The organism is Inhella crocodyli (assembly GCF_004004565.1).
Lineage (GTDB): Bacteria > Pseudomonadota > Gammaproteobacteria > Burkholderiales > Burkholderiaceae_C > Inhella > Inhella crocodyli.
The window spans coordinates 215,544-242,256 of sequence record NZ_SACM01000001.1; the positions used below are offsets into that span (position 1 = coordinate 215,544).

General features: G+C 67.5%; 29 protein-coding genes. 19 read left to right on the forward strand and 10 right to left on the reverse strand.

Annotation, left to right across the window (positions count from 1 at the left end; genetic code table 11):
* Positions 1–36 precede the first annotated feature (36 nt).
* Genes murJ through folK form a run of 6 tightly spaced genes read left to right on the forward strand, consistent with a single transcriptional unit; the run spans position 37 to position 6,038 of the window.
* Positions 37–1,578: a murein biosynthesis integral membrane protein MurJ gene (gene murJ / locus EOD73_RS00985; protein WP_127679998.1), complete on the forward strand. Its 1,542-nt coding sequence runs from the start codon at positions 37–39 to the stop codon at positions 1,576–1,578.
* 16 nt (positions 1,579–1,594) lie between these two features.
* The gene (locus EOD73_RS00990) at positions 1,595–2,653 is read left to right on the forward strand and encodes an AI-2E family transporter (protein WP_127680000.1); all 1,059 of its coding nucleotides are present in this window, start codon (positions 1,595–1,597) and stop codon (positions 2,651–2,653) included.
* A 5-nt stretch (positions 2,654–2,658) separates the two neighbouring features.
* Positions 2,659–3,336: an HdaA/DnaA family protein gene (locus tag EOD73_RS00995; protein WP_127680002.1), complete on the forward strand. Its 678-nt coding sequence runs from the start codon at positions 2,659–2,661 to the stop codon at positions 3,334–3,336.
* Positions 3,317–3,985 carry an HAD family hydrolase gene (locus EOD73_RS01000; protein WP_127680004.1) on the forward strand — a complete coding sequence of 223 codons (669 nt, stop codon included), beginning with the start codon at positions 3,317–3,319 and terminating at the stop codon, positions 3,983–3,985. Before EOD73_RS00995 ends, EOD73_RS01000 begins: the two co-directional genes overlap by 20 nt.
* A complete protein-coding gene (gene pcnB / locus EOD73_RS01005; protein WP_127680006.1) occupies positions 3,982–5,529 on the forward strand; it encodes a polynucleotide adenylyltransferase PcnB in 1,548 nt (515 codons plus the stop codon). The genes EOD73_RS01000 and pcnB overlap by 4 nt, the downstream gene beginning before the upstream one ends.
* Positions 5,526–6,038: a 2-amino-4-hydroxy-6-hydroxymethyldihydropteridine diphosphokinase gene (gene folK, locus EOD73_RS01010; protein ID WP_127680008.1), complete on the forward strand. Its 513-nt coding sequence runs from the start codon at positions 5,526–5,528 to the stop codon at positions 6,036–6,038. The genes pcnB and folK overlap by 4 nt, the downstream gene beginning before the upstream one ends.
* Here folK and EOD73_RS01015 read toward each other — a convergent pair.
* Together EOD73_RS01015 and EOD73_RS01020 are read right to left on the reverse strand one after the other, a co-directional pair.
* On the reverse strand, positions 6,022–6,438 hold the full coding sequence (locus tag EOD73_RS01015; protein WP_127680010.1) for a hypothetical protein: 417 nt from the start codon (positions 6,436–6,438) through the stop codon (positions 6,022–6,024). The genes folK and EOD73_RS01015 overlap by 17 nt on opposite strands.
* The gene (locus EOD73_RS01020; protein WP_127680012.1) at positions 6,435–6,995 is read right to left on the reverse strand and encodes a GNAT family N-acetyltransferase; all 561 of its coding nucleotides are present in this window, start codon (positions 6,993–6,995) and stop codon (positions 6,435–6,437) included. The genes EOD73_RS01015 and EOD73_RS01020 overlap by 4 nt, the downstream gene beginning before the upstream one ends.
* Positions 6,996–7,173: 178 nt before the next feature.
* Here EOD73_RS01020 and rpsP point away from each other — a divergent pair, with 178 nt between their 5' ends.
* From rpsP to EOD73_RS01050, 6 genes are all read left to right on the forward strand, one after another.
* Entirely contained in the window at positions 7,174–7,425 is a 252-nt protein-coding gene (rpsP, locus tag EOD73_RS01025) for a 30S ribosomal protein S16 (RefSeq protein ID WP_127680014.1), read from the forward strand.
* A 10-nt stretch (positions 7,426–7,435) separates the two neighbouring features.
* Entirely contained in the window at positions 7,436–7,999 is a 564-nt protein-coding gene (gene rimM, locus EOD73_RS01030) for a ribosome maturation factor RimM (RefSeq protein WP_127680016.1), read from the forward strand.
* 4 nt (positions 8,000–8,003) lie between these two features.
* Positions 8,004–8,747, forward strand: a complete 744-nt coding sequence (gene trmD / locus EOD73_RS01035) for a tRNA (guanosine(37)-N1)-methyltransferase TrmD (RefSeq protein WP_127680018.1) — start codon at positions 8,004–8,006, stop codon at positions 8,745–8,747.
* A gap of 78 nt (positions 8,748–8,825) precedes the next feature.
* Positions 8,826–9,179 carry a 50S ribosomal protein L19 gene (gene rplS, locus EOD73_RS01040; RefSeq protein WP_127680020.1) on the forward strand — a complete coding sequence of 118 codons (354 nt, stop codon included), beginning with the start codon at positions 8,826–8,828 and terminating at the stop codon, positions 9,177–9,179.
* Positions 9,180–9,277: 98 nt separating this feature from the next.
* Positions 9,278–9,997: a CoA pyrophosphatase gene (locus tag EOD73_RS01045; RefSeq protein WP_240660545.1), complete on the forward strand. Its 720-nt coding sequence runs from the start codon at positions 9,278–9,280 to the stop codon at positions 9,995–9,997.
* Entirely contained in the window at positions 9,994–10,983 is a 990-nt protein-coding gene (locus tag EOD73_RS01050) for a CobD/CbiB family protein (protein WP_127680024.1), read from the forward strand. Before EOD73_RS01045 ends, EOD73_RS01050 begins: the two co-directional genes overlap by 4 nt.
* A 66-nt stretch (positions 10,984–11,049) precedes the next feature.
* Here EOD73_RS01050 and EOD73_RS01055 read toward each other — a convergent pair whose 3' ends face one another.
* The 3 genes from EOD73_RS01055 to EOD73_RS01065 form a co-directional block, all read right to left on the reverse strand.
* On the reverse strand, positions 11,050–13,062 hold the full coding sequence (locus EOD73_RS01055) for a S9 family peptidase (protein WP_127680026.1): 2,013 nt from the start codon (positions 13,060–13,062) through the stop codon (positions 11,050–11,052).
* A 65-nt stretch (positions 13,063–13,127) separates the two neighbouring features.
* A complete protein-coding gene (locus EOD73_RS01060) occupies positions 13,128–13,742 on the reverse strand; it encodes an RluA family pseudouridine synthase (protein ID WP_127680028.1) in 615 nt (204 codons plus the stop codon).
* A complete protein-coding gene (locus EOD73_RS01065) occupies positions 13,732–14,208 on the reverse strand; it encodes a protein-tyrosine phosphatase family protein (protein ID WP_127680030.1) in 477 nt (158 codons plus the stop codon). The genes EOD73_RS01060 and EOD73_RS01065 overlap by 11 nt, the downstream gene beginning before the upstream one ends.
* 33 nt (positions 14,209–14,241) lie before the next feature.
* Here EOD73_RS01065 and EOD73_RS01070 point away from each other — a divergent pair, with 33 nt between their 5' ends.
* Genes EOD73_RS01070 through EOD73_RS01085 form a run of 4 tightly spaced genes read left to right on the forward strand, consistent with a single transcriptional unit; the run spans position 14,242 to position 17,606 of the window.
* Positions 14,242–14,739 (forward strand): YbaK/EbsC family protein, encoded by a 498-nt coding sequence (locus EOD73_RS01070; RefSeq protein ID WP_127680032.1) that lies wholly within the window; start codon positions 14,242–14,244, stop codon positions 14,737–14,739.
* Positions 14,726–14,944, forward strand: a complete 219-nt coding sequence (locus EOD73_RS01075; RefSeq protein ID WP_127680034.1) for a DUF1289 domain-containing protein — start codon at positions 14,726–14,728, stop codon at positions 14,942–14,944. The genes EOD73_RS01070 and EOD73_RS01075 overlap by 14 nt, the downstream gene beginning before the upstream one ends.
* Entirely contained in the window at positions 14,941–15,597 is a 657-nt protein-coding gene (locus EOD73_RS01080; RefSeq protein ID WP_127680036.1) for a 2-hydroxychromene-2-carboxylate isomerase, read from the forward strand. The genes EOD73_RS01075 and EOD73_RS01080 overlap by 4 nt, the downstream gene beginning before the upstream one ends.
* Complete coding sequence (locus EOD73_RS01085) at positions 15,594–17,606, forward strand: S9 family peptidase (RefSeq protein WP_127680038.1); 2,013 nt, start codon at positions 15,594–15,596, stop codon at positions 17,604–17,606. Before EOD73_RS01080 ends, EOD73_RS01085 begins: the two co-directional genes overlap by 4 nt.
* Positions 17,607–17,667: 61 nt before the next feature.
* Here the strand turns inward: EOD73_RS01085 and EOD73_RS01090 are convergent, their stop codons facing one another.
* Positions 17,668–19,398, reverse strand: a complete 1,731-nt coding sequence (locus tag EOD73_RS01090; protein WP_127680040.1) for a cation acetate symporter — start codon at positions 19,396–19,398, stop codon at positions 17,668–17,670.
* The gene (locus tag EOD73_RS01095; protein ID WP_127680056.1) at positions 19,395–19,703 is read right to left on the reverse strand and encodes a DUF485 domain-containing protein; all 309 of its coding nucleotides are present in this window, start codon (positions 19,701–19,703) and stop codon (positions 19,395–19,397) included. Before EOD73_RS01095 ends, EOD73_RS01090 begins: the two co-directional genes overlap by 4 nt.
* 252 nt (positions 19,704–19,955) lie before the next feature.
* Between EOD73_RS01095 and EOD73_RS01100 the strand changes: the two genes are divergently transcribed.
* Entirely contained in the window at positions 19,956–21,512 is a 1,557-nt protein-coding gene (locus EOD73_RS01100) for a HAMP domain-containing methyl-accepting chemotaxis protein (RefSeq protein WP_164845910.1), read from the forward strand.
* On the opposite strand, the gene EOD73_RS01105 is transcribed toward EOD73_RS01100, so the two are convergent.
* The gene (locus EOD73_RS01105) at positions 21,513–22,118 is read right to left on the reverse strand and encodes a TIGR00645 family protein (RefSeq protein ID WP_127680060.1); all 606 of its coding nucleotides are present in this window, start codon (positions 22,116–22,118) and stop codon (positions 21,513–21,515) included. It abuts the gene before it with no gap.
* A gap of 141 nt (positions 22,119–22,259) precedes the next feature.
* Here EOD73_RS01105 and acs point away from each other — a divergent pair, with 141 nt between their 5' ends.
* Positions 22,260–24,206 (forward strand): acetate--CoA ligase, encoded by a 1,947-nt coding sequence (gene acs, locus EOD73_RS01110; protein WP_127680062.1) that lies wholly within the window; start codon positions 22,260–22,262, stop codon positions 24,204–24,206.
* Between the two features lie 81 nt (positions 24,207–24,287).
* Here acs and EOD73_RS01115 read toward each other — a convergent pair whose 3' ends face one another.
* On the reverse strand, positions 24,288–24,602 hold the full coding sequence (locus EOD73_RS01115) for a c-type cytochrome (RefSeq protein WP_127680064.1): 315 nt from the start codon (positions 24,600–24,602) through the stop codon (positions 24,288–24,290).
* Between the two features lie 95 nt (positions 24,603–24,697).
* Here EOD73_RS01115 and EOD73_RS01120 point away from each other — a divergent pair, with 95 nt between their 5' ends.
* Positions 24,698–24,937 carry a TIGR04438 family Trp-rich protein gene (locus EOD73_RS01120; protein ID WP_164845911.1) on the forward strand — a complete coding sequence of 80 codons (240 nt, stop codon included), beginning with the start codon at positions 24,698–24,700 and terminating at the stop codon, positions 24,935–24,937.
* Between the two features lie 13 nt (positions 24,938–24,950).
* Here EOD73_RS01120 and ilvD read toward each other — a convergent pair whose 3' ends face one another.
* A complete protein-coding gene (gene ilvD, locus EOD73_RS01125) occupies positions 24,951–26,630 on the reverse strand; it encodes a dihydroxy-acid dehydratase (RefSeq protein ID WP_127680068.1) in 1,680 nt (559 codons plus the stop codon).
* Positions 26,631–26,713: the final 83 nt, after the last annotated feature.

Sequence of the window (26,713 nt, forward strand, 5' to 3'; positions counted from 1 at the left end):
CTTTGTCGGGTTGGCCCGACGCACCGACCCCACTGCATGAACCTGTTGCGCGCTGCCGGCACCGTGTCGGCCCTGACCCTGATCTCCCGCGTGACGGGCTTGGTGCGCGAGCAGATGGTGGCGGCGCTGTTTGGCGCCAACGCGATGACCGACGCCTTCCAGGTGGCGTTCCGCATCCCCAACATGTTGCGGCGCCTGTTTGCCGAAGGCGCGTTTTCCCAGGCCTTCGTGCCGACGCTGGCCGCCGAACGCGCGGCGCACGGGGATGAGGCCACCCGTGGCCTGGTCAACGCCACCGCCACCGTGCTGTTCTGGGCCTTGCTGGCGGTGTGCTTGTTGGGCATCGCCGGCGCGCCCCTGCTGGTGCTCATGATCGGCGGCGGCCTGGGGCCCGAGGCGCACGAGGCGGCAAGCACCATGGCGCGCTGGATGTTCCCCTACATCGGCTGCATGTCCCTGGTGGCCCTGTCGGCCGGTGTGCTGAACACCTGGCAGCGCTTCGCCGTGCCGGCCATCACGCCGGTGCTGCTCAACCTCAGCGTCATCGCCATCGGCTGGGCGTTGCACGAGTGCTTGGGCATCTTGGCGATGGCCGTGGGTGTCATGGTGGGCGGCGTGCTCCAGTTGGCGGTGCAGGGACCGGCCTTGGCCCGCCTGGGCATGTTGCCGCGCATCGGATTTCGGGCCTCGTCGGTGCGCGCGGCTTGGCGCCACGAGGGGGTGCGGCGCATCCTGCGCAACATGGCGCCGGCCCTGCTGGGCGTGGGGGTGGCGCAGCTGTCCTTGATCATCAACACGCAGATCGCCACGCACATCGGCCCCGGCGCGGCCACCTGGGTGACCTTGGCCGACCGCTTGATGGAGTTCCCCACCGCTCTGGCCGGCGTCGCGTTGGGGGTGGTGCTGACGCCGCTGCTCAGCGCGGCCAAGGCCAAAGCCTCCGACGCCGATTTTTCGGCCTTGCTCGATTGGGGCCTGCGTTTGGTGCTGTTGCTGGCGCTGCCCTGTGCCGTGGCCCTCCTGGTGTTTGCCCAGCCCTTGGTGGCGGTGCTGTACCACTACGGCGCCTTTCAAGCCGCCGACGTGGCGCAAACGGCGCGCGCCGTGCAAGGCTACGGCGTGGGCTTGATGGGCATCGTGGCCATCAAGGTGTTGGCCCCTGGCTTCTACGCCCGCCAGGACACCCGCACGCCAGTGAAGATCGCCTTGGTCGTGCTGGTCGTGACGCAGCTGCTGAACCTGGCCTTGGTGCCTCGGTTGGGGGCCGCAGGTCTTGCCGCGTCCATTGGCCTGGGTGCCCTGATCAATGCCGCATGGCTCTGGTGGGGCTTGCGGCGCTGCGGGGCCTACCAAGCGGGGGCCGGTTGGTGGGGCTTTGCGCTGCGCGTGGTGCTGGCGGTGACGGCGATGGGCGCCTTGCTCTATGTGGCCCAACAGCAACTGCCGTGGCTGGGGCTGCACAAGGGCGAGCGGGCTGCTTGGATGGCCGGCGTGTTGTCCGCCGCCGCGCTGGTCTACGGCGTGGCCCTGACCCTCTTGGGGGTGAACCTGCGCGCGCTGATGCGCCAACGGGCTTGATGGCCGGAGGAACGTTGTGAACTTGACCCCTTCTCAATGGCGCGCCTTGACCTGGCTGACTTTGGCAGGGGGGCTGCTGGCCCTGCTGTGGTTGCTGGCGCCGGTGCTGTCGCCGTTTGTGGCGGCGACCGTGCTGGCCTACGCCCTGGCGCCATTGGTCGAGCGCTTGTCGACCCGCATGCCCCGGTTGCTCGCGGTGACCTTGGTCGAGGCGGGCGTCATCGCCCTGCTGTTGCTCTTGGTGCTGATGGTGGTGCCCATCCTGGCCAAGGAGCTGCCTTTGCTGCGCGAGCAGATCCCGGTCATTGCCACGCGCCTGAACGAGAGCCTGGCACCCAAGCTGGCCTCCTTCGGCATCACCCTGGCCTTGGACGTCGCGTCCATCAAGGAGTTCGTGCTCAAGCATTTGGGCGCCAACAGCGAGGACCTCATGGCGGCCGTGCTGGGTTCGGTGAAGTTGGGCGGCAGCGTGCTCTTGGCCTTGATCGGCAACCTGGTGCTGATCCCGGTGGTGCTGTTCTACCTGCTGCTCGATTGGCCGCGACTGTTGGCGCGAATCTGGACCTTGGTCCCGCCTCGCTTTCGGCCCACGGTGGGCGATTTCTTGCGCGAAACCGACGATCTCTTGGGGCACTACCTGCGCGGCCAGCTGATGGTGATGGGCGCCTTGGCGCTCTTCTACACGGTGGCCTTGGCGCTGGCGGGTTTCGAGTTGGCCGTGCCGCTGGGCGTGCTGACTGGCTTGCTGATCTTCATCCCCTACGTGGGCTTCGGCCTGGGCCTCGTGCTGAGCCTGCTGGCCGGGGTGCTGCAGTTCGCCAGCCTCTACGGGGTGTTGGCGGTGGCGGTCATTTATGGGCTCGGCCAACTGGTGGAGAGCCTGTGGCTCACGCCGCGCCTGGTGGGCGAACGCATTGGCCTGTCCCCATTGATGGTGATCTTCGTGCTCTTGGCCTTCGGTCACTTGCTGGGCTTCGTGGGGGTGCTGGTGGCCTTGCCCTTGTCGGCCATCGGCTTGGTGGCCTTGGCGCGTGCGCGCCGCCGCTACTTGGCCAGTGACCTGTACCTGAAGTGAGCCCCATGCCGCAGCAAGTGCCGCTGGACCTGGGGCCGGCCCCCGATCCGAGCTTCGAGCGATTCGTGGCCGCAGGCAACGAATTGCTGCTGGCGCACCTGCAGGCCCTGACCCCGGGCGAGGCGCCCACCTTGATTTGGGGCCCCTCGGGTGCTGGCAAAACGCACCTGCTGCACGCGGTGGCGCAACGCCAGCAGGCACTCGGCGCGGTGGTTGCCGCCTTCGGGGCGAGCACGCCGGCGCCCTGGGAGGTGCCGGCCAACGCCCAATGGGTGCTCATCGACGATGCCCACCGGCTGGACGGCGACCAACAGCACGCGGCCTTCGCCGCCTTCATCGAGGCGGTGGGGCAGGGCGCGACTGTGGTGGCCACCAGCGAGTTGCCTCCGGTGGACCTGCCGCTGCGCGACGACCTGCGCACCCGCTTGGCCTGGGGCAGCACCTTTGCGCTGGCGCCCCTGGCGGACGAGGCATTGCGCCACTTGCTGCTGCAAGAGGCTCGCCACCGCGGCTTGCGCCTGCCCGCGGAGCTTTTGGACTACGTGCTGCTGCGCTTCGAGCGCCACCCCGGGGCCTTGGTCCAGTTGTTGGAACGACTCGATGTTTACGCGCTGCGTCTGCAGCGCGCCCCCACGGTGCCGCTGCTGCGGCAGATGCTGAACGATGAACCTCACCCTGTTTGACCTGGACGGCACGCTGCTGCCCTTCGACTCCGACCACGCCTTTGGCCAGTTCTTGGTCGATCACGGCTGGGCCGACGGCGCCGATTGGGCGGCGCGGAACGACCAGTTCTACGCCGACTACTGCGCCGGGCAGTTGGACCAAGCGGCCTACATCGATTTCGCCACCAGTGCGTGGCGGCATCGACCCCTGCCCGAGGCGGAGGCGATGCGCGAGCGATTCATGGCCGAGGTGGTCCGCCCGGGCCTGCACGACAATGCGCGCTCGCTGGTGCGGCGCCACCAAGCGGCGGGCGACCTGGTCGCCCTGGTGACGGCGACCAATGAGTTCGTGACGGCGCCCATCGCCGCGGCCTTCGGGATCGAGCACCTGATCGCCGTGGAACTGGAGCGGGAAGCCGATGGACGATTCAGTGGGCGCATCCAAGGGGTGCCGTCGTTCCAGGCCGGGAAAATCACGCGGGTTCGCGCGTGGCTGTCGGGCCTGGGGCATCGATGGGAAGACTTCGCGGAGACCCGCTGTTACAGCGACTCCCCCAATGACCTGCCGTTGCTGGAAGCCGTGAGCCACCCGGTGGCCACGAACCCCAGCCCGGCGTTGGAAGCCACGGCGCTGTCGCGCGGCTGGCCTGTCCTGAGACTCTTTGCATGATCAAGAAGTTCATCAACCGCCTGCTGGGCAAAGACGCCGCCAAGCCGGTCACGGTCCTGGGCACGCGCACCGAGGTGGGCGTGGCCGAGCACGGCATCGACCCCAGCCTCCTGGACGAGCGCGCCACCCGCGTCGTGAAGACCTTGCAAGAAGCCGGCTTCGAGGCCTACATCGTGGGCGGGGCGGTTCGTGACTTGCTGTTGGGGCGGCGGCCCAAAGACTTCGACGTGGCCACCAACGCCACGCCGGAACAGGTCAAGAGCCTGTTCAAACGCGCCTTCATCATCGGCCGCCGTTTCCGCATCGTGCACGTCGTGTACGGGCGCGGACGCGAGCACGAGGTCATCGAGGTGTCGACCTTCCGCGCTTTGCTCACCGAGTCCAGCGCCCAGCGCGTCACGGGCAACGAGAAAACCAGCAAGAGCGAGTTGGCCGGCAAAAGCCATGTGGTGGATGAAAGCGGGCGGGTGCTGCGCGACAACGTGTGGGGCCCTCAGGTCGAAGACGCCGCCCGGCGGGACTTCACCATCAACGCGATGTACTACGACCCGGCGCGCCAGATGGTGGTCGACTACCACGGCGGCTTGAAGGACATCCGCGCCAAGCTGCTGCGCATGATCGGCGACCCCGAAACGCGCTACCGCGAGGATCCGGTGCGCATCCTGCGAGTCGTGCGATTCGCCGCCAAGCTGGGCTTCGCCATCGAGCCGGCCACCCGTGCGCCCATCGTGGCCTGCGCCAAGCAACTGCCTGAGGTGCCGATCTCGCGCCTGTTCGACGAGATGGTGAAGCTGCTGCAGACCGGGCATGGCCTGGCCAGCTTGGAAACCTTGAAGGCCCAAGGGTTGGGGCGCGGGCTCTTCCCGGTGCTCGACGCCGTGCTGCAGGCCGACGGCAGCCTGCCCGAGGGGCCCCGGGGCGCCTTCGTGCGCCAGGCCTTGCAGGACACGGACGCCCGCGTGGCCGACGGTCGCTCGGTGGCGCCCAGCTTCTTGCTGGCCTGCTTGCTGTGGCACGAGGTCAAGTCGCGGTGGCAGGCGCTGCGTGCCAAGGGCGAGCCGCCCGTGCCGGCGCTCCAGCAAGCCATCGACCAGGTGTTCGATGCCCGCGTGGGCGACATCTCCGGCCGTGGGAAGTTGGCCGCCGACATGCGAGAGATCTGGCTCATGCAGCCCCGTTTCGAGCGTCGTGGCGGGTCGGGGCCCTATGGGTTGGTGGAGCAGCCGCGCTACCGGGCCGGCTTCGACTTCTTGCGCCTGCGGGCCGATGTCGGTGACGCCGATCCGGCCTTGGCCGACTGGTGGGAAGACTTCGCGCTGGGCAGCGACGACGACCGTGCCGCCCTGATCGAAGACGCCAAGGCGGCCGAACGCCAGGTGCGCCAGCACCGTGCCACCGCGCCTTCGGGCCCCGAGGGCGACGAAGCGGCCGGTCCCGAGCCCCTGGCCGGCCCCGCCAAGAAGCGGCGCCGTCGGCGTCGGCCCAGCAAGGGGCGGGGCGACGGTGGCGCGGGTGAGCCCGGCGCAGCGGCTGGCGGCGCGTGAGCGTTTGGGCTTACGTCGGCCTCGGGGCCAACTTGGGCGACGCCGAAGCCAACGTTCGGCAAGCCGCGCAGCACTTGGCGGCCGTGGCCAGCGTGCGCCAAGTCATTCTGTCTCCGCTCTACCGCAGCGCGCCGGTGGACGCCAGCGGGCCTGACTTCGTCAACGCCGTGGCCGCCGTGTGGACCGACCTCGAGCCCGAGGCACTGTTGGATGCCCTGCAGGCCATCGAAACACGGCAGGGCCGCGAGCGCCCGTACCGCAACGCCCCCCGGACCCTGGACCTGGACCTGCTGTTGCACGGGGACGCGGTGCGGTCGACGCCTCGCCTGACCTTGCCGCACCCGCGCCTGCACGAGCGGGCGTTCGTCTTGCGGCCCTTGCTGGACCTGGCGCCCGACATGGCGACGCCGGCCCTGGGGCCGCTGGAAGCGCACCTGCCTGGCGTGGCCGGTCAGGCCTTGTCGCGGCTGGACGACACGCCGGCTGCGGGGCTCACTTTCCGAGGCTGAGCTCGAAGTAGCGCTGCGCGGCGAACACGATCGCCGACATCAGGCTGGCGCCCCCGCACAGCAAGCCGGCAATGGCCGCCAAGATGGGGGCCCAGCGCGCGTCGGGAGCCGCTTGCCCCGGGTTGTGGCGGGCGTTCCAACGCTCGTCGGACGTCAGCGCGAAGACGATGGCGGTCAAGCCGCCTTGGGCCAGCATCAAACCCAAGACGGGCAAGCCCCAGGTCGCCCAGGCGTCGTCGGGGCCCACGGCCTCGAAGCGGCGCAGGGCCACCAAGCCAAACAGGGTCGGCCAGGGGTAGAACCACAGCCAACGGTCGCGCAAACCGTACAGGTAGGCGCGGTGCAAGCCCAGGCTGCCAAAGAGCAGGGCGGACCAAGCGGCAATTCCTTTGGTCTTCATGCGGCCGGCTCCGAGTCGCCCACGCCCAAGGCACGCTGCATGAACACCACGTCGAGCCAACGCTCGAACTTCCACCCCGCCGCCTGCATGGTGCCCATGTCCCGGAAGCCCAGCGCACGGTGCACGCCGATGGAGCCCGCGTTGGCGCTGTCGCCGATCACCGCCACCATTTGGCGAGCGCCGGCGGCTTCGCAGCGCGCGATCAACTCGGCCAGCAGCAATCGGCCCACGCCTTGGCCTTGCGCAGCCGGGGCCAAGTAGATGGAGTCTTCCAGGCAAAAGCGGTAGGCCATGCGAGGACGGAAGTAGTTGGCGTAGGCGTAGCCCAGAACCTGGCCGTCGCGTTCGGCCACCAGGTAAGGCAGTTGGCGCCCCAGCACTTCGGCACGGCGGCGGGCCATCTCGTCGACGTCGGGGGCGTCCAGTTCGAAGGTGCCGGTGCCGTGCAGGACGGCGTGGGCGTAAATCGCGGCAATCGCCGGCAGGTCGTTGTCGACGCTGTTGCGGATCAAGAGAGGGGCGTGATCGGTGTCACGCAGGGGGGAGGGGGCACTCATGTGGGCTTCTGTCTATAATCGGCGGCTTTGCGCACTGGCCACTTTGTGAACAAGGTGGCGTATCTACGGCGCGCATCCTAGGCGCTTGGCGAAAGCCGAGTCCTGCTGTTTGGTTCTGCTTGCCCCTGAAGTGTCCCTGGTGCGGGTGAACTGCCTTGTTTTTTGAAAGACATCAATCATGGTCGTGATCCGTCTCGCACGCGGTGGCTCGAAGAAGCGCCCGTTCTACAGCATCGTGGTGGCCCCCAAGCAAGAGCGCCGCGATGGCCGCTTCATCGAGCGCGTGGGCTTCTACAACCCCGTGGCTTCCGGCAACGCCGAGTCCCTGCGCGTTGCGCTGGACCGCGTCGCCCACTGGACCGGCGTTGGCGCTCAACTGAGCCCCACCGTCGAGCGCCTGGTCAAGCAAGCGCAAAAGGCTGCTGCCTAAGCAGACGCCCATGACGACGCCGATGCCGGCCGACGCGATTGCCGTCGGTCGTATCGCTGGCGCGTTCGGGATCAAAGGCTGGATCAAGGTCCAGCCTTTTTCTTTGGACGCGTCCGCTTTGTTCGCCAGCAAGACCTGGTGGTTGAGCAGCGACACCCCTCGGCCGCAAGCACTGCCGTCCGCCTTCCAGGTGTTGGCACTTCGCGAGCAGGGCGACCTGTTGGTGGCCCAAGTCGAAGGGGTGCTGGACCGCAACGCCGCCGAGGCGCTGCGCGGGGTCAACCTGCACGTGCCCCGCTCCGCGTTTCCGAAGACGCCGGACGGCGAGTTCTACTGGATCGACCTGATCGGATTGAGCGTGCTCAACCGCGAAGGGCAACCGGTTGGGACCGTGATCGGCTTGATCGACACCGGCCCCCATGCCGTGTTGCGCATCGCCCCGCCGGGCCTGGCTGCGCCCACGCCAGCGCAAGAGGTGCTGATTCCTTTCGTCTCGCGCTACGGCTGCGATGTGGACCTGGCCGCGGGCCGCATCACCGTCGATTGGCAGTTGGACTGGCAAGACGCGGAGTGACGCGGTGCGCTTCGACCTGCTGACGCTGTTCCCGGAGTTGATCGCCCCGCACTTGGTGCACGGCATCAACCGCCGGGCCTTTGCCAGCGGTCAGGTCGACGTGAGGTGTTGGAACCCGCGGGACTATGCCGAGGACAACTACCGCCGGGTCGACGACCGGCCCTTTGGAGGCGGGCCCGGCATGGTGATGCTGGTCGAGCCTTTGGAGCGCGCGCTACGAGCGGCGCAAGCCGATCGAGGGGCGCCGGCGCCGGTGGTTCATTTCAGCCCGGCCGGGCAGCGCATGACCCAGGCCGAGGTGCGGGAATGGGCGGCCTCTGACGGCGCCATATTGGTGTGCGGTCGCTACGAGGGCATCGATCAGCGCTTCATCGACCGCCACGTCACGCACGAAATCAGCCTGGGCGACTTCGTGCTCAGCGGGGGCGAGTTGCCCGCCTTGGCGCTGCTCGACGCCGTCGCGCGCTTGCAGCCTGGGGTGCTGGGCGACGCTGCCTCGCACCAACAGGACAGTTTCTCGGCGGGCTTGCTGGATTGCCCGCATTACAGCCGTCCCGAACGCCTGGGCGACGCCGCCGTCCCGGACGTGCTGCTCAGTGGCCACCACGCCCACATCGAGCGTTGGCGGCGAGAGCAGTCGCTGCGGCTCAGCGCGGAGCGCCGGCCGGACCTGATCGAGGCCGCTCGCGCGGCGGGCCTGCTCAGCCGACAGGACGAGGCGTACCTCGGTCGCTTGCTGCAGGACTGACCTCGGGTATACTCGAAGGCTTTTCGATCCTCTACTGGGCCACTTTGAGAGCGCCAGCACGATCACACGGAGAAACCCATGGACTTGATCCAAACCCTCGAACAAGAAGAAATCGCCCGTCTGAACAAGACCATCCCGGCCTTCGCCCCCGGCGACACCGTGATCGTCAGCGTCAACGTGGTGGAAGGCACCCGCAAGCGCGTGCAGGCCTTTGAAGGCGTCGTGATCGCCAAGCGCAACCGCGGCCTGAACAGCAGCTTCATCGTGCGCAAGATCTCCAGCGGCGAAGGCGTGGAGCGCACGTTCCAGCTGTACAGCCCGCTGATCGCCTCGATCGAAGTCAAGCGCCGCGGCGATGTGCGCCGTGCCAAGCTGTACTACCTGCGCAGCCGCTCGGGCAAGAGCGCCCGCATCAAGGAAAAGCTGGCCTGATTCGCCGTCCGGCGATCGTGCCCCAGCACCTGCAAAGCCGCCCTCGGGCGGCTTTGTCGTTTTCACGCCCCTGGTGGGTGGGCCCTATGCTGCGCGCCGTGACCGGAGCCCGACCCATCTTGAACCCCCGCGAGGTGCCGGTGTCCGGCATCGACGCGCACTTGCCCGCCTTGCCTGCCGAGCGTTTGGCCCCCGAGGCGCTGCGGCGCCACTGGGCGACCGTCCCCTTGGCCGCGCCCGAGCGGCCCGGCGATGGCAATCGCTTCCCCGGCCGCGCACCGCGCGCGGCGGCGGTTTTGGTGCCCTTGGTGCAGCGGGCGGAGGGGCTGTCGGTCCTGTTGACCCGCCGCACCGAGGCCTTGCGGGACCACGCCGGCCAGATCAGCTTTCCAGGTGGCAGCGTGGACCCGACCGATGCGAATGCCTGGGCCGCGGCCTTGCGCGAGGCCGAGGAAGAGATCGGGCTGGCCCGGCAATTCGTGGAGCCGCTGGGCCAACTGCCGGTGTACTCCACCGTGACAGCCTTCGAGGTCACCCCGTGTGTCGGGTTGGTGGCGCCCGGGTTCGAGCTGCGTTTGCAATCCGGCGAGGTGGACGAGGCCTTTGAGGTGCCGCTGCCCTACTTGATGAATCCGGCGCACCACCGCCGGCATCGCATGCAGTTCCTCGGCGTGGAGCGCGAGTTCTTGTCGATGCCCTGGCCCGACGAGTCGGGCTACTTCATCTGGGGGGCCACCGCGGCCATGCTTCGCAACCTTTACCACCAGTTGTCGCAGGACCGAGCCGGGTTGGAGCCCGCCTCTATGATTTCTCCATGAACTTCTTTGCGGTGCTGTTTGCCTTGATGCTGGAGCAGCTCAAGCCGCTGCCGCACGGCAACGCCGTGCACCGTGGCGTGGTGGCTTGGTCCAAGTGGTGTGGGCGCAATTTCGACGCTGGGGCGCCGCACCACGCGACGGTCGTGTGGCTGGTCACCGTCATGGTGCCCACCGTGCTGGTCGCCGCGATTTACTGGTTGCTCGCGACGTATTCGGTGCTGGCGGCCTTGGCCTGGGACGTGGCGGTGCTCTACCTGACGCTGGGCTTCCGCCAGTTCAGCCACTACTTCACCGACATCCGTGACGCGTTGGAGCGCGGCGACGAACAGGCGGCGCGGCAGCACTTGGCGCAATGGCAGCATGTCGATGTGAGCGAGTTGCCGCGCACCGAGCTGTTGCGCCATGCGATCGAGCACTCCTTGCTGGCGGCACATCGGCACGTGTTCGGTGTGTTCTTCTGGTTCGTGGTCCTGTCCACGCTGGGCTGCGGGCCTGCTGGGGCCGTGTTGTTCCGCTTGGCCGAGTTCGCGAGCCGGTACTGGGCGTTTCGCAGCACGACTTTGGACACGCCCATCCACGAGCGCCTGAATCGCTGGGCCGAGCAGGCCTTCGCTTGGATCGACCACGTGCCGGCGCGGCTCACGGCCACGGGCTTTGCCATCGTGGGGAACTTCGAGGAGGCGGTGAACGGCTGGCGCCGGGACGCGCACCTGTGGGCGCACGAGAACGAGGGCGTGATCCTGGCCGCGGCGGCGGGTGCCGTCGGGGTCCAACTGGGGGGCGCAGCCGCCCCGGGCATGACGCCCGACCGCAGCAAGACGCTCAACGCCGGCGCGCCATCGGGTGCGAATGCGGCCGTGGGCTCGACGCCCGGTGACGCGCCGCACAACGGTCATTTGGTGTCGGTGGTGCGGCTGGTGTGGCGTTCGGTGGTGCTGTGGATGCTCCTGCTCGCGCTGTTGACGCTGGCCAAGCTCATCGGCTGAGCCCCCAGCACGCACCCAAGAAAAAGGCCCCGCTGTGCGGGGCCTTGTCGTTTCAGCCTTCGAGCGTCACTTCAGGATGGTCTGTTGCATGAACAAGATCATCGCCAGCTGCTGGTAGTCGTTGTTCTCTTTGCGGGCGAAGCCATGGCCTTCGTTCTCGGCCCGCAGGTACCAGACGGGCGTGCCGAGTTCGCGCACCTTGGCCACGATCTGCTCGGCTTCGGTGTACGGCACGCGCGGGTCGTTCTTGCCTTGGATGACGAACAAGGGCTTCTTGATCTTGCTGGCGTTGGTCAGGGGCGAGATGCGTTCTTGGAACTCGCGCATGGCCGGATCGCGCTCGTCGCCGTACTCGACGCGGCGCAGGTCCCGCCGGTAGCTTTCGGTGTTGTTCAAGAAGGTGACGAAGTGGCTGATGCCCACGATGTCGATCGCCCCGGCGATGCGGTCGCTGTAGTGCGTGGCGACGGCCAGGCTCATGTAGCCGCCGTAACTGCCACCGGCCACGATCACGCGGTCGGCGTCCAGGTCGGGCTGGGTCTTGATCCAGTCGAGCAGGGCGCCGATGTCCTTGACCGAGTCCTCGCGCTTGAAGCCGTTGTCCAAAGTCACGAAGGTCTTGCCGAAGCCGGTCGAGCCGCGCACGTTGGGCTGGATGACGGCGATGCCCAGTTCCTGGATGAAGTACTGCCAGCGGCCCATGAAGCCGACCGTGGCTTGCGCCTCGGGGCCGCCGTGGATGCTGATGAGCACCGGGCGCTTGCCGGTGAAGCTGGCGGGCGGGCGGCTCAGCAGGCCGCTGATGCTCAGACCGTCAAAGCTCTTCCAGCGCACGATCTCGTGGTCGCGGTAGGTGCTGGGGTCCAGGCCGGCCGGCACCACCGCCTTCGTCCATTGCGCGTTCTCGCCCTTCGCGTTGAGCACGTGGATCTGGCTCGGGCCCTGGGCGCTGTTGACGCTGTAGGCCATCAGCGGCAGCTTGGGGTGGAAGGCCGTGGTGCCGACCGAGCCGGCCGCCACCGTTTTTGGCACCGGGACCTCTTTCCAGGTCTTGGTGTTCAGGAAGCGGATCTCGTCGCGGCCGTCCACGTTGGCTTGCAAGGCCATGGTTTTGCCGTCGGCGCTCATCGATCCACCGCTGATGTCCCAGGCAATGTGCGAGGTCAAGCGCTTCAGGGATTGGGTCTTCAAATCGAACAGGGCCAGTTCGCGGAACTCGCCGAACTTGTCGGTGGAGACGAAGAGCGAGCGACCGTCCTTGCTGAAACTGCCACCGAAGTAAACCGCCTTCGCCTCGCTGCTGCCCGGCTGGGGCAGCAACTGCACGGGTTTGCCGGCGTTGGGGCCGTCGAGGTCCATCAGCCACAGCTGGGACTCGTTGACGCTGATGTAGCGGGTCAGCGTCATGCGCTTGCCGTCGTCGCTGATGTCGCCACCGAACCAACCGCCACCTTCCAGTTCGACCAACTTGCGGCGCTCGACCACCGGGTCCTTGGCCTCGGGGTTCACGGCCCAGAAGGTGGTCATGACCTTGGCCCGCGTGCCGCCTTGGGCGGTGCGGTCGATGGGCACGCTGCCGTACACGATCTCGCCCTGCGGCTTGCGCCAGCCATTGAGGGCGTGGCGCTCGTCCGTCGGGGTCAGTTGCACCGCGGCGCCGCCGTCAAAGCCTTGGCGGTAAATCTGCGTCACTTCGTTGCCGCCGCTGGCCCGGCTGAACACGATGAAGCGGCCGGCCTTGGGTTCGTAGCTGCCGCCACCGGCGGGCTCAGGCCCCTGCGTGACGGGGGTCAGGGTGCCCAGTGCGGTGTCGAGTCGGAACAGCTGGGCGGTGCTGGCGCCGGCATCGCGGTGGCTGACCAGCATTTCGGCCCGGGTGGGGTGCCAATCGGAGAAGGCATGACCGCGGAACTCGGTGTAAGCCGCCACGCGCCGTGCCAGCGCCTGGGTGACGGGCGGAATGCCCTCGATGTGCAGGGCCGCCGGCGGCGTCACGAGCTCGGTCGATGGGGCTTGCGCGAATGCGGCACCGCTGGCCAAGAACAGGGCCAGCACCAGGGGGCGAATCAGAGGCTTCATGGGTCTTCACCGGGTTGGGAAAAGCAAGATTGTGGGCAGCGCCGCCCGCCGTGCCAAAAGTCCGCCTAGAACGGGCAAGGGCATTCCAGGTGCAGTTGCTGCCCCTGGGGGTGGGGCAGCGACAGCGCCTGCGCGTGCAGCAGCAAGCGTGGGGCGGGTCGCTCGGGGTCGTACAGCGCATCGCCCACGATGGGGTGCCCGATCGCCAGCAGGTGCACCCGCAGTTGGTGAGCCCGCCCGGTGAGGGGGGCCAAGGCAAGCCGGCTTTGCACGCCATCGAAGGCCAGGCGTTGCCAGGCGGTTTGGCTGGGTCGCCCGTGCACGGGGTCCACGAGCTGCCGGGGGCGGTTGGGCCAGTCGGCGGCCAGCGGCAGATCGATCAGGCCAGAGGCCCCCGGGTCGCCCCAAACGACGGCGACGTAGTGCTTCTGCACCTGCCGTTGTTCGAACGCGCGCGACAAGGCCTGCTGCGCCGCCAAGTGCCGGGCGAACACCAGCAAGCCGGAGGTGGCCTGGTCCAAGCGGTGCACGACCAAGGCCCCTGGGTGCCGGGCCTGCACGCGCCCACTTGCGCAGTCTTGCTTGTCGGGCCCGCGGCCGGGCACCGAGAGCAAGCCGGCGGGCTTGTCGATCGCGATCAGGTCCTCGTCCAGGTGGACGATGGTGACCTCAGAAGGCATCCACCCAGCCCGATTGCAGGGCGCTTTGAGGGTTGGAGCCGGCCCGTTGCACGGTGTGCAGCGCGTCCTCGGTGGCCAGCCCAAGGCTCTTCAGAACACAGGCGGCGACGGTGCCGGTGCGGCCGATGCCGTGGGCGCAGTGCAGCAGCACCGACTCGCCGGCGCGCAGCGCCTGCGCCAGCTCGCGCACCCCGTCGGCAAACGCTTGGGCATCGGCGTGGAGGCCGAAGTCGGCCATGGGCAGGGCCTGCCAAGGGCAGGGCAACTGCTGATGCTGGATGGCGTGGGCGTAGGCGGGCGAGCCGGCTTCGACCTCGCGCCAGGGTGTGAGGCAGACGATGCGCGTCAGCGCGGCCGCACGTGCCAGGGTGACGAAGTCCGACCAGGCTTCACGGCGACCGGGCATGGCGTGCAGCCACACGCGGCCGGGCACGCCGGCAGGCAAGGGCAGGGGGCGAAAACTCATGCGGGCATTGTCTCGGTGATCCAATGCGCCGTCATGAACGAACACGATCACCCGGCCGTGGCCCGCGTGGCCGCGGCCTTGCACGCGGCCGGGCACCCGCACGGGCCCCATTGGCTGCCCACCGGGGCCCACACCGCGGCCGAGGCCGCTGCCCAGCTCGGCGTGCCCTTGGGCGCCATCGCCAAGAGCGTGCTGATGCGCGCCGGCGACGGCGCGGTGTTGTGCATCACCGCGGGCGACCGCCGCGTGGCGGCCGACCGACTGCCGTCGACCCTGGGCCCGGTCCGCCGCGCCGATGCCGACACGGTGCGCCGTCACACCGGTTTTGCCATCGGGGGGGTGTCTCCGCTGGGCTTTGCGCCGGCCGAGGGCGCCAGCGCCCCCGTGCTGGTGATGGACGACAGCCTGTGGCGCTTCGAGCGCGTGTGGGCGGCCGCCGGGCACCCCCACGCGGTGTTTCCGGCCGCGCCGGACGAGTTGCTGCGCCTGAGCAGCGCCCAACGGGGCGACTTCAGCGATGCCGCGGGTTGAGTCGCCCTGCATCAACGTGTGCCGCATCGAGGCACGCAGCGGCCTGTGCGAAGGCTGCGCCCGCACCTTGGACGAGATTGCAGCCTGGGCCCAAGCCAGCGACGCCGAGCGGCAGCGGGTGATCGACCAGTTGCCCCTGCGGCGCCGGCAGGCGGGCTGGCCCGCCACGGGCCTGCTTCTCGGGCCCCCAGGGGGAACGGTGTGAAGACCATTCGCTTTTACTTCGACCCGATTTCGCCCTACGCGGCGTTGGCGTTCTGGCGCCTGCCCGAGGCCTTGGTCGGCCGCAGCTACACCGTGGACTACGTGCCCATCTTGTTCGCGGCCTCGCTGAAGGCCCACGGGCACAAGGGTCCGGCGGAGATCGCCCCCAAACGCGCCTGGACCTACCGTCAGGTCGCGTGGCTGGCGCGGGAGCAGGGCGTGCCGCTGCGCATGCCCGCGGCCCACCCGTTCAACCCCTTGCCGTTGCTTCGCTTGGCCTGGGCCTGCGCGCCCGAGGGCCTGACGCCTTCGCGGCGGGTCGTGGCGCGTTTGATGGCCCATGTGTGGCTGGCCGATGGCGCCGCGGTGGACGACGCCACGCGATGGGCTGCCTTGACGGCGGAACTGGCGCCGGCGCAGGCGCCCGACGGCGAGGTGGTGAAGCAACGCCTGCGGGCCGCCACCGACGAGGCCTTGGCGCGAGGCGTGTTCGGGGTGCCCACCTTCGAATTCGAGGGTCGCCTGTTCTGGGGCCAAGACAGCCTGCCGATGTTGGCGGCGGCGATGGACGGCGACGCGTGGTTCGACGGTCCGGCGTGGTCCGAGGCGGAAGCGCTACCGGTGGGGATTCAACGCAACAGGGAGCAGGGATGAGCAACAAGGTGTTCGACGTCGAGGCCCTGTGGGCCCTGGCCCGGTTGGGCGAGCCCAGCTTGAGCCCGGATGGCAGCGAGGTGGTGGCCAGCGTGACGCGCTACGACATGGAGAGCAACCAGTCGCGCAGCAGCCTTTACCGCTTCTCCACGCTGGGCCAAGAGCCGAAGCGCTTGACCGAGTGCGGCGACAAGGACGGCGCTCCCCAGTGGAGCCCCGACGGGGAGCACATCGCCTTCATCGCGCGGCGTGAGCAAGGCGGGATGAAGGACGACGAGCCCCAGCTTTACCTGCTGCCCACCGACGGAGGCGAGGCGCGGCGGGCCGGCCATGTGCCCACCGGGGTGGTGGCCTTTCGCTGGCTGCCTGACAGTCGGCGCATCGTGCTCGTGTCCTGGGTGTGGCCAGAGCACAAGACCATGGACGCTCAGGCGAAGGCCTTGAAATCGTTCAAGGAGCGCAAGGAAACGGCGTACGTCACCAGCGACACCCTGTACCGGCACTGGGACCACCATGTGCCCATGGGACGCGTACCGCACCTGCTGCTGCTGGACACGCGCAGCGGCAAGGTGAGCGACCTGTTCGCGGGCACGGGCTATGAACTGACGCGCACCGACCCCGGGCTGTCGCACTTCGCGGTCTCTCCCAGCGGCCGCAAGCTGGCCTTTGTTTTCGATCCGGCCCAGGAGAAGCGGGTGGAGAACTGCCACGCGCTGGCCGAGTTGGACTTGAAGTCCCAGGACATCCAAGTGCTCCTGCAAGACGAGGACTGGGACTTCGGCGCGCCGGCCTACAGCCACGCAGGCCAGCACCTGGCGTTCTTGGCGGCCCACCGGGGTTTGAAGCACACCATGCCCGAGCAACTGGCCGTGCTGGACACGCAGGGCCAGTGGGCCGTGCTCAGTGGCGAATGGGACCGCAGCGTGACCGCACCCCTGCGCTGGGCCGACGACGACCTGTCCATCCGCTTCACGGCCGAGGACCAAGGCCGTCGCCACCTCTGGCGCTTCGACCTGAACAGCCGCCAGGCGCAGCGCGAGTTCGAGGGTGGCAACGCCACGGCCTTCGACGCCAAAGGCGGCGCCGTGGTGGTGCTGCACGACAGCGTGCAGTTCCCGGCGCGCCTGAGCGTGCTGACCACGGGCACGCCGCGGCGCATCGAGTCGATCAACGACCCCATCCTGGCGTCCCATGCCTTCGGCCGCCATCAAGAGGTGACGCTGAAGGGCGCCCAAGGCGACCCGGTGCAGATGTGGCTGATTTACCCGCCGGGCTTCAACCCGCGCAAGAAGCACCCGGTGATGCACGTCATCCACGGCGGACCTCACACGGCCTTTGGCGACAGCTGGCACTGGCGCTGGAACCACCAGGTCTTTGCCAACCAAGGCCACGTGGTGGCCTGCGTGAACTACCACGGCTCGTCGAGCTTCGGCCACGCCTTCCTCGACAGCATCACGCACCGCTGGGGCCAGTTGGAATTGCAAGACGTGGAGGCCGGCACCGACTGGTTGCTCCAGCAGCCCTGGGTGGATGCCAAGCGCATCACCGCCACGGGCGGCAGCTACGGCGGCTACATGGTCGCGTGGATGAACGGGCACGTGAAGCCTGGGCGCTACCAGACCTACGTCTGCCACGCCGGCTGCTACGACTGGCAGGCCATGTTCGCCACCGATGGCTACACCTGGTTCCCGAAGGAGTTGGGGGCCAGCTACTGGGACGACCCCAAGCACGTGGCCTCGCAAAGCCCGCACACCTTTGCCAAGCACTTCCGCACGCCCACCTTGGTCATCCATGGGGCCATGGACTACCGCGTCCCCGACGCGCAAGGGCTGGCCTACTACAACACCCTCAAGGCACAGGGGGTGGATGCACGCTTGGTGTGGTTTCCCGACGAGAACCACTGGATCCTGAAGCCCCGCAACAGCCGACTTTGGTACGGCGAGTTCTTTGCGTGGCTGACGCGGCACGTCGGTCCGACGGCGTCGGGCAGAAAAAAAGCCAAGCCCTAGCGAACTGGGCTTGGCTTGCAAGGGAGGGCTGCCAAGCCCTCCCGATCCTGCCGGAAATCGATCAGTGCCCGCTGGCCCCAGCGGCACCCAGGCCGGTTTCCGAGCGCACCTGTTGGGCGGCAAAGGCGTCACGCTCCTTGCGAGCTTGTTGGCTGCGGTCCAAGACCGAAACCAGCCAGATGGTGACGAAGGCCAAGGTCATCGAGAACAGCGCGGGCGACTGGTAGGGGAACAGCGCCGAGCCCTTGGGGTTGCCCAGCGTGGCTTCCCACACCGAGGGGCTGACCACGGTCAGGCCCACCGAGCTGATCAAGCCCAGGAAGCCGCCCACGACCGCCCCTTTGGTGGTGCAGTCCTTCCACAGCACGCTCATGAAGAGCACGGGGAAGTTGGCGCTCGCGGCCACGGCGAAGGCCAGGCTCACCATGAAGGCGATGTTCTGCTTCTCGAAGGCGATGCCCAGCACGACGGCCACGACGCCCAGGGCCAAGGTGGTGATGCGCGAGACCTTCAGCTCCGAGGCGCTGTCGGCTTTGCCGTGCTTGATCAGGGTGGCGTAGATGTCGTGCGACACCGCCGAGGCGCCCGACAGGGTCAGGCCCGCCACCACGGCCAAGATGGTTGCGAAGGCCACGGCAGAGATGAAGCCGTAGAACACGTTGCCGCCCACCGTCTTGGCCACCAGCACCGCGGCCATGTTGGCCGTGCCGGCGCCGCCGCTGATCACGCCCTTGGTCGTGTCGGCCATGTCGGGGTTGGTCAGCACCAAGGTGATGGCGCCGAAGCCAATGATGAAGATCAGCACGTAGAAGTAGCCGATCCAGGTGGTGGCCCACAGCACACTCTTGCGGGCTTCCTTGGCATCGGGCACCGTGAAGAAGCGCATCAGGATGTGGGGCAAGCCGGCGGTGCCGAACATCAGGGCCATGCCGAAGCTGATGGCCGAGATCGGGTCCTTGATGAAGCCGCCAGGGCCCATGATGGACAGGCCGGCTTTGCCGGCCTCTTCCGCCGTTTTGCCGCCGTGGGTGGCGATGTCGGTCTTGACCGACACGGCCTTGGCGAACAGGGCTTCGGGGCTGAAGCCGTACTGGGCCAGCACCATGACGGCCATGAAGGTCACGCCCGACAGCAGCAGCACGGCCTTGATGATCTGCACCCAGGTGGTGGCCGTCATGCCACCAAAGAGCACGTAGACCATCATCAAGGCGCCCACCAACACCACAGCGACCCAGTAGTCCAGGCCGAAGAGCAGCTTGATCAGCGAGCCAGCGCCCACCATCTGGGCGATCAGGTAGAACGCGACGACCACGAGCGTGCCGCTGGCGGCGAAGGCCCGGATGGGGCCCGCTTTGAAGCGGTAGCCGGCCACGTCGGCGAAGGTGAACTTGCCCAGGTTGCGCAGGCGCTCGGCCATCAAGAAGGTGATGATGGGCCAGCCCACCAAGAAGCCGATCGAATAAATCAGCCCGTCAAAGCCCGAGGCCATCACGGCCGCCGAGATGCCCAGGAACGAAGCGGCTGACATGTAGTCGCCCGCAATGGCCAGGCCGTTCTGAAAGCCCGTGATGCCGCCGCCGGCGGTGTAGAAGTCGGCGGCCGAGCGGGTGCGCGCAGCGGCCCATTTGGTGATCCACAGCGTGCCCACCACGAAGACGGCGAACATCGAGATCGCGGTCCAGTTGGTGGCTTGCTTGGCCGTCGTGCCCAGGTCGGCACCCGCGGCGACGGCGGCCCCGGCGCATGCCAAGCCGAGGAGGGTGGCAGCGATTGGTTTGGTCAGGGAGTTCATCGCGCAGCGTCCTTCAAGATGTCGTGCGTGAGGGCATCGAACTCGCGGTTGGCCTTGCGCACGTAAATCCCGGTGACCACGACCGTGAACACGATGACGCCCATGCCGATGGGCACGCCCAGCGAGGTCACGCCCGCGCCGAGGGGCTGGGCCAGGAAGGGCTTGTCGAAGGCGATCAGGGCGATGAAGCCGTAGTACACGGCGAGCATCAGGGCCGTGAGGGCGAAGCCCAGCGCATTGCGCTTGCGTTTGAGCTCAAGGTACTTCGGGTGGCGCTGAACGCGCTCAACGATGGGGTCTCTCACGGCGGTCTCCTGCATGGGTGGGGTGGTTGCGGGAAGACGTGGCCAGCGCCTCACCCTGCCTGGGCATTGTTTGGAGACGCCCTGACACGCAACTTACGCAGGCCCCGCTTTTGCGTGGCTGTCACCTTGGGATTTGCCCGGGGGTGCAAATGGCACGGCGGTGGGCCGCCTGGGGCATTCCCACCCCCAGGGGGACCTCGGTGCGTGCCTACGATGGACGTCGTCCTCAGCCACTGCCGAGAGGGGTTCACCATGGATTGGTTTTTCAACCTTGTGCCCACGCTGCGCGCCCGGCTCTACGCCATCAGCACCGTCATGGGCGTGTTGATGGTGGTCCTGGTCCTCGTGATGCTCGATGGCATGAGCCGTCAGCTCGATGCCTTGCAGTCGGTCTACGCCGATCGGGTGGTGCCCCTGCGGCAACTGAAGGTGGTGGGCGATTCCTACGCGGTCAGCATCGTCGACACCTGCCACAAGGTCCGCAACGGCGTGGTGGGCTGGGAAGAGGGCAGCAAGGCGGTCACGGGCGCGCGCGACTTGCTCAACCGGGAATGGAAGCAGTTCGTGGGCCGCGAGTTGGCCCCGGACGAGCAAAAGCTCCTCCAGGAAATCGGACCCCTGCGCGAATCGGCCGACCGGGTCGTCGACGAGATCCTGAAGGTGTTCGGGGAGCAAGACGAACCGGCCCTGGTCAGCTTGATTTCTCGCCGCCTCTACCAAAAGATCGATCCGGTGTCCGACAAGGTTTCGGCGCTGGTGAACGTGCAATTGGAGGTGGCGAAGGCCGAGTACGAGGCCGGGCTGGCGCGCTACCGGCGCAACCAACTCATCGCCGTGGCGGGGCTGGGGGTGGCCCTGGCGTTCGGGCTGGGACTGTCCCTGCTGGTGTCCAACCGCATCTTGATGTCCTTGGGCACGGAACCGCGTGCCTTGCGCGAGGCCGTGGGGGCCATCGGTGAGCAGGACCTGACCCAGGCCTTGCGCGTGGCGCCTGGCGACGAGACGAGCGTGGCCGCGAACGTCAACCGGATGCAGGGTGCCCTTCGGGACATGGTGGGCTTGATTCGCGATGGCTCTCAGGAACTGCGCCAGTCGGCCGAAGAAATCAGTTCCGGCAACATGGACCTGTCCAACCGCACGGAGCAGACGGCTTCGTCGATGGCCGATGCCGCCAGCCGGCTTCGCGAGGTGATCGACCGGGTGCGCGAACGGGCCTCGAACTTGGGTCACGCCCGTAGCATGGTGAGCAACACCCGCGTGGTGGCCGAGCAGGCGGGCGTGCAAATGGGCGAAGTCACCGAGACCATGCGCGGCATCAACGAGAGTGCCCGTCGGATCGGGGACATCATCGGCACCATCGATGGCATCGCCTTCCAGACCAACATCCTGGCCTTGAACGCCGCGGTGGAGGCCGCCCGGGCCGGTGAGCAAGGGCGTGGCTTTGCCGTGGTGGCGGGCGAGGTGCGTGCCTTGGCCCAGCGCAGCGCCGAGGCGGCCAAAGAAATCAAGACCCTGATCGGGGCCAGCGTGGAAAGGGTGGACGCGGGGGCTCGCCAAGTGGATGGCACCGGCGGGACCCTGCAAAGCATGGTCAGCGACATCCAGAAGCTGGCCGAAATGGTCGGTCAGATCGCCGGCGAGGCCCAGCAGGACGACCAAGACATGGGCCAGGTGCTCGAGCGGCTCAACGCCGTTGACCAAGCCGTGCAGCAAAACGCCGCGCTGGTGGAGGAGATGGCCGCCTCCAGCCAGAGCCTCAACGACCAATCCGAGAAGCTGGCCCGCACCTGCGCGGGCTTCAAAACCTGATCAGTGCTTGCCGCCCGGCGGCATCAGCAGCCGGTCGGTGAAGGCGATGGCCATGGCCGACAGCAGGAAGGCGATGTGGATCAGCGTTTGCCACATCAGCACGTGCGGCTCGTAGTTGGCGGCGTTGATGAAGGTCTTCAGCAAGTGGATCGAGCTGATGCCGATGATGGCCGTGGCCAGCTTCACCTTCAGCACCGAGGCGTTCACGTGGCTCAGCCATTCCGGCTGGTCGGGGTGGCCGTCGAGGTTCAGGCGCGAGACGAAGGTTTCGTAGCCACCCACGATGACCATGATGAGCAGGTTGCTGATCATGACCACGTCGATCAGGCCCAGCACCACCAGCATCAAGATGGTTTCGTTCAGCTTGGTCAGCGGCTCGTAACTCACGATCACGCCCATGGCGTCCTTGATGGGCACCGCCTTGTAGCCAATGCTCTTGACCAGGGTCGCCAGGGCATCCTTGTTGCCCATCGCTGCCTCGATCAGGTGGACGAGCTCCGTCCAGAACTGGAAGACGTACACGGCTTGCGCCAGGATCAGGCCCAGGTACAGCGGGACTTGCAGCCAGCGGCTGGCGAAGATCAGGTTCGGGAGTTGCGGGCGCATGGTGGGGAAGCGAAGGGCAAGGCGGCGGATTCTAGGTAGTCACCCGGGGTTTTCGGGTAAGGCGACCGTCAGGCACGCTGACCACAATGCGCCGCAAAGCGGCAGCGCCGCCCCGCCCATCCACAGCTTGGAGATCCCCGCATGAACCACGCCGTCTATCCGCCCGCCGCCCAAGGCCGCATCCAAGGCATGGCCGCTTACGAGGCCCTGTGCCAAGAAGCGGCGACGGACTATGCGGGGTACTGGGCCCGCCTGGCCCGCGAACTGCTGACCTGGCACAAGCCTTTCACGCAGGCCCTGAACGAGTCGCAGGCGCCGTTCTACAAGTGGTTCGAAGACGGGCAACTGAACGTCTCGTACAACTGCCTGGACCGCCATGTCAACGCCGGCAAGGGCGGCCGCACCGCCATCATTTTCGAAACCGACGACGGGCAGACCCGCCACGTCAGTTACGCCGAGCTGCTGGCCATCACCTGCCGCATGGCCAACGCGCTGAAGGCGCGCGGCGTGAAAAAGGGCGACCGCGTCGTCATCTACATGCCCATGTCGGTCGAGGGCATCGCTGCCATGCAGGCCTGCGCCCGCATTGGCGCCACGCACTCGGTGGTGTTCGGGGGCTTCTCGGCTCAAAGCCTGCGCGACCGCGTGCAAGACGCTGGCGCGGTGGCGCTGATCACCGCCGACGAGCAAATGCGCGGCGGCAAGGCCCTGCCCTTGAAAGCCATCGTTGACGAGGCCTTGGACGGCGGCAGCTGCCCCAGCCTGAAGGACGTGATCGTGTGGCGACGCACCGGCGGCAAGGTGGGCTGGGTGGAGGGTCGGGACCAATGGCTGCACGACCTGTTGCCGACCGTGGCCGACACCTGCGATCCGGAATGGGTGGACGCCGAGCACCCCTTGTTCTTGCTCTACACCTCGGGCTCCACCGGCAAGCCCAAGGGCGTGCAGCACAGCAGCGGCGGCTACCTGCTGCACGCCGCGCTCACCACCAGCTGGACCTTCGACCTGCAAGACAGCGACATCTTCTGGTGCACGGCCGACATCGGCTGGGTCACCGGCCACAGCTACATCGCCTACGGCCCGCTGGCCCTGGGCGGCACGCAGGTGGTGTTCGAAGGGGTGCCCACTTACCCGGACGCCAGCCGCTTCTGGCAAATGATCGCCAAGCACAAGGTCAGCATCTTCTACACGGCGCCCACGGCCATTCGCTCGTTGATCAAGGCGGCCGAAACCAACGACGCCGTGCACCCCAAGCACCACGACCTGAGCAGCCTGCGCATCTTGGGCAGTGTGGGCGAGCCCATCAACCCCGCGGCCTGGGAGTGGTACTTCCAGAACGTGGGGGGCGGGCGTTGCCCGATCGTCGACACCTTCTGGCAAACCGAAACCGGTGGCCACATGATCACGCCCCTGCCGGCCGTCACGCCCATGGTGCCCGGCAGCTGCACGCTGCCGTTCCCGGGCATCCAAGCCGCGATCGTGGACGAAATGGGCAACGACGTGCCCAACGGCACGGGCGGCATCTTGGTGGTCAAGAAGCCCTGGCCGAGCATGATCCGCACGATTTGGGGCGATCCCGAGCGCTTCAAGAAGAGCTACTACCCCGAGGAGCTCAAGGGCTACTACCTTGCCGGCGATGGCGCCATCCGCAGTGCCGACCGCGGTTACTTCACCATCACCGGGCGGATCGACGACGTGCTCAACGTCAGCGGCCACCGCTTGGGCACGATGGAGGTCGAATCGGCCTTGGTGGCCCACACCGAGTTGGTGGCCGAGGCGGCCGTGGTCGGACGTCCCGACGACCTGACGGGTGAGGCCATCTGTGCCTTCGTGGTGCTCAAGCGCGCGCGGCCCACGGGCGAAGAGGCCAAGGCCATTGCGAACGAACTGCGCAACTGGGTGGGCAAGGAGATCGGACCGATCGCCAAACCCAAGGAGATCCGCTTTGGCGACAACCTGCCCAAAACGCGCAGCGGCAAGATCATGCGCCGCCTGCTGCGCTCCCTGGCCAAGGGCGAGGCGGTGACGCAAGACACCAGCACGCTCGAGAACCCGGCCATCCTCGAGCAGCTCGCCCAACCCATCTGAGCGGCGCGGGCCGTCCAACAAAGGCAAGGGGCCCGAAGGGGCCCCTTTCTTTTGCCACTTAGGCCGGTGTCGTGCCTGGGCTCACTTCGTGGCCAGTACCCACTTGGCCAAGGTCTTGGCTTCGTCGGCGTTCACTTGGGCGTTGGGCGGCATGGCCATTTCGCCCCACACGCCCTTGCCGCCCTTGACGATCTTCTCGGCCAGCATGGCCTCCGCCTTCTTGTCCTTCGCGTACTTGGCGGCAACTTCTTTGAAGGATGGGCCGACGATCTTGCGGTCCACCGCATGGCAGGCCATGCAGTTCTTTTTCTGGGCCAGGGTCATGTCGGCGCGGGCGGCGGGCGAGAGGCTGGCGATGGCCGCGGCCACGAGGGCGGTGCGAGTGAGAAAGCGCATGGTGTGAGAGGGTGAGTGGAAGGGTGGCGTGATTGTGAGCGAGGCTGGGGCCGACTGGGACTAAAGTCGGTGCACCTCGATTTGGAGACGCCGCCGTGCTGTTCGTGTTGCTTGCGCTGCTGTACCTGCTGCTGAAGTTCCTGGACGTGCCCTGGCTGGCGGCTTACAGCACGTGGTGGGTGTGTTTGCCCCTGGGCCTCGCCGCCGTGTGGTGGAGCTTGGCCGACAAGTACGGCTACACGCAGCGCAAGGCCATGGAACGCATGGACGCCAAGAAGGAGGCCCGCCGCTTGCGCCAGATGGAGGCCATGGGCCGCGGACCCAAGCGCAAGTGATCGGGCTGGTCCTTCACTCGAAGCGATCGAGCACCGCGCCTGAGCTGGCGCTGCTGGCGTTGAACGCAAATTTGGCGAGCACGCCGCGGGTGTAACGGGGCGCGGGGCGCACCCAGGCCGCGCGGCGACTTGCCAGCTCGGCGTCGCTCACGTGCAACTGGAGCAGCAGTTGGTGGGCGTCGATGGTGATGGTGTCGCCTTCGTTGACCAGCGCAATCGTGCCGCCCTCGAAGGCCTCGGGGGCCACGTGCCCCACCACCATGCCCCAGGTGCCGCCGCTGAAGCGGCCATCGGTGATCAGGCCCACGCTTTCGCCCAAGCCCTGCCCGATGAGCGCGCCCGTCGGCGCCAGCATTTCGGGCATGCCCGGGCCGCCTTTGGGACCCAGGTAGCGCAGCACCATCACGTCGCCGGCCTTGATGCGGCCACCCATGATGGCCGCCAGGGCCGACTGCTCGTCGTCGAACACGCGGGCCGGTCCGGTGATGACGGGGTTCTTCAGGCCGGTGATCTTGGCCACGCAGCCCTCTGGGCTGAGGTTGCCCTTGAGGATGGCGAGGTGGCCTTCGGCGTAGATCGGGTTGCTCACCGGGCGGATCACGTCCTGGTCGGCCCGCAAGGGGGGCACGTCGGCCAGCACTTCGGCCACGGTCTGCCCGGTGATGGTCACCGCGTCGCCGTGCAGCAGACCGGCGTTCAGCAGTTCCTTCATCACCGCCGGGATGCCGCCGGCACGGTGCAAGTCGATGGCCAGGTACTTGCCACTGGGCTTGAGGTCGCACAGCACCGGGGTGCGGCGGCGCACGCGCTCGTAGTCGTCGATCGTCCATTCGACGCCGGCCGCGTGGGCGATGGCCAGGTAGTGCAGCACGGCATTGGTACTGCCGCCGGTGGCCATGATGACGGCCACGGCGTTCTCGATGGCCTGTTTGGTGACGATGTCCTTGGGCTTGCGGTCGGCCTTGACGGCGTCCACCAGCACCTCGGCGGCCTTCTTGACGTTGGCCAGCACCTCGTCCTCGACGTTGGCCATGGTCGACGAGTAGGGCAGGCTGATGCCCAAGGCCTCGAACGACGAGCTCATGGTGTTGGCCGTGTACATGCCGCCGCAGGAGCCACTGCCGGGGATGGCGCGCTTCTCGATCTGGCAGAAGTCCTCTTCGCTCATCTTGCCGGCGCTGAACTGGCCCACGGCCTCGAACACGCTGACGATGTTCAGGTCCTGTCCCTTGTACTTGCCCGGCAGGATGGTGCCGCCGTAGATGTACAGCGAAGGCACGTTGGCGCGCAGCATGCCCATCAGGCCGCCGGGCATGTTCTTGTCGCAGCCGCCGATGACCATGACACCGTCCATCCACTGGCCGCCGACGCAGGTTTCCACGCAGTCGGCGATGACCTCGCGGCTGACCAGGCTGTACTTCATGCCCTCGGTGCCCATGGCCATGCCGTCGCTGATGGTCGGCGTGCCGAACACCTGCGGGTTGGCGCCAGCCTCTTTCAGGCCGATCACCGCCGCGTCGGCCAACTTCTGCAGGCCGGAGTTGCAGGGCGTGATGGTGCTGTGGCCGTTGGCCACGCCGATCATGGGCTTGCCGAAGTCGCTCTCTTGGTAGCCCATGCCGTAGTACATGGAGCGGTTGGGGGCGCGGGCGACGCCTTCGGTGATGTTCTTGCTGCGGCGGTTGGCGGACATGGCGTGAACGAGGGCTGTTGGGAACTGGGGGAAGAGGGCGCCAGTATCTCGACCCAGATTGATGCGATCAAGATCAATTCAGT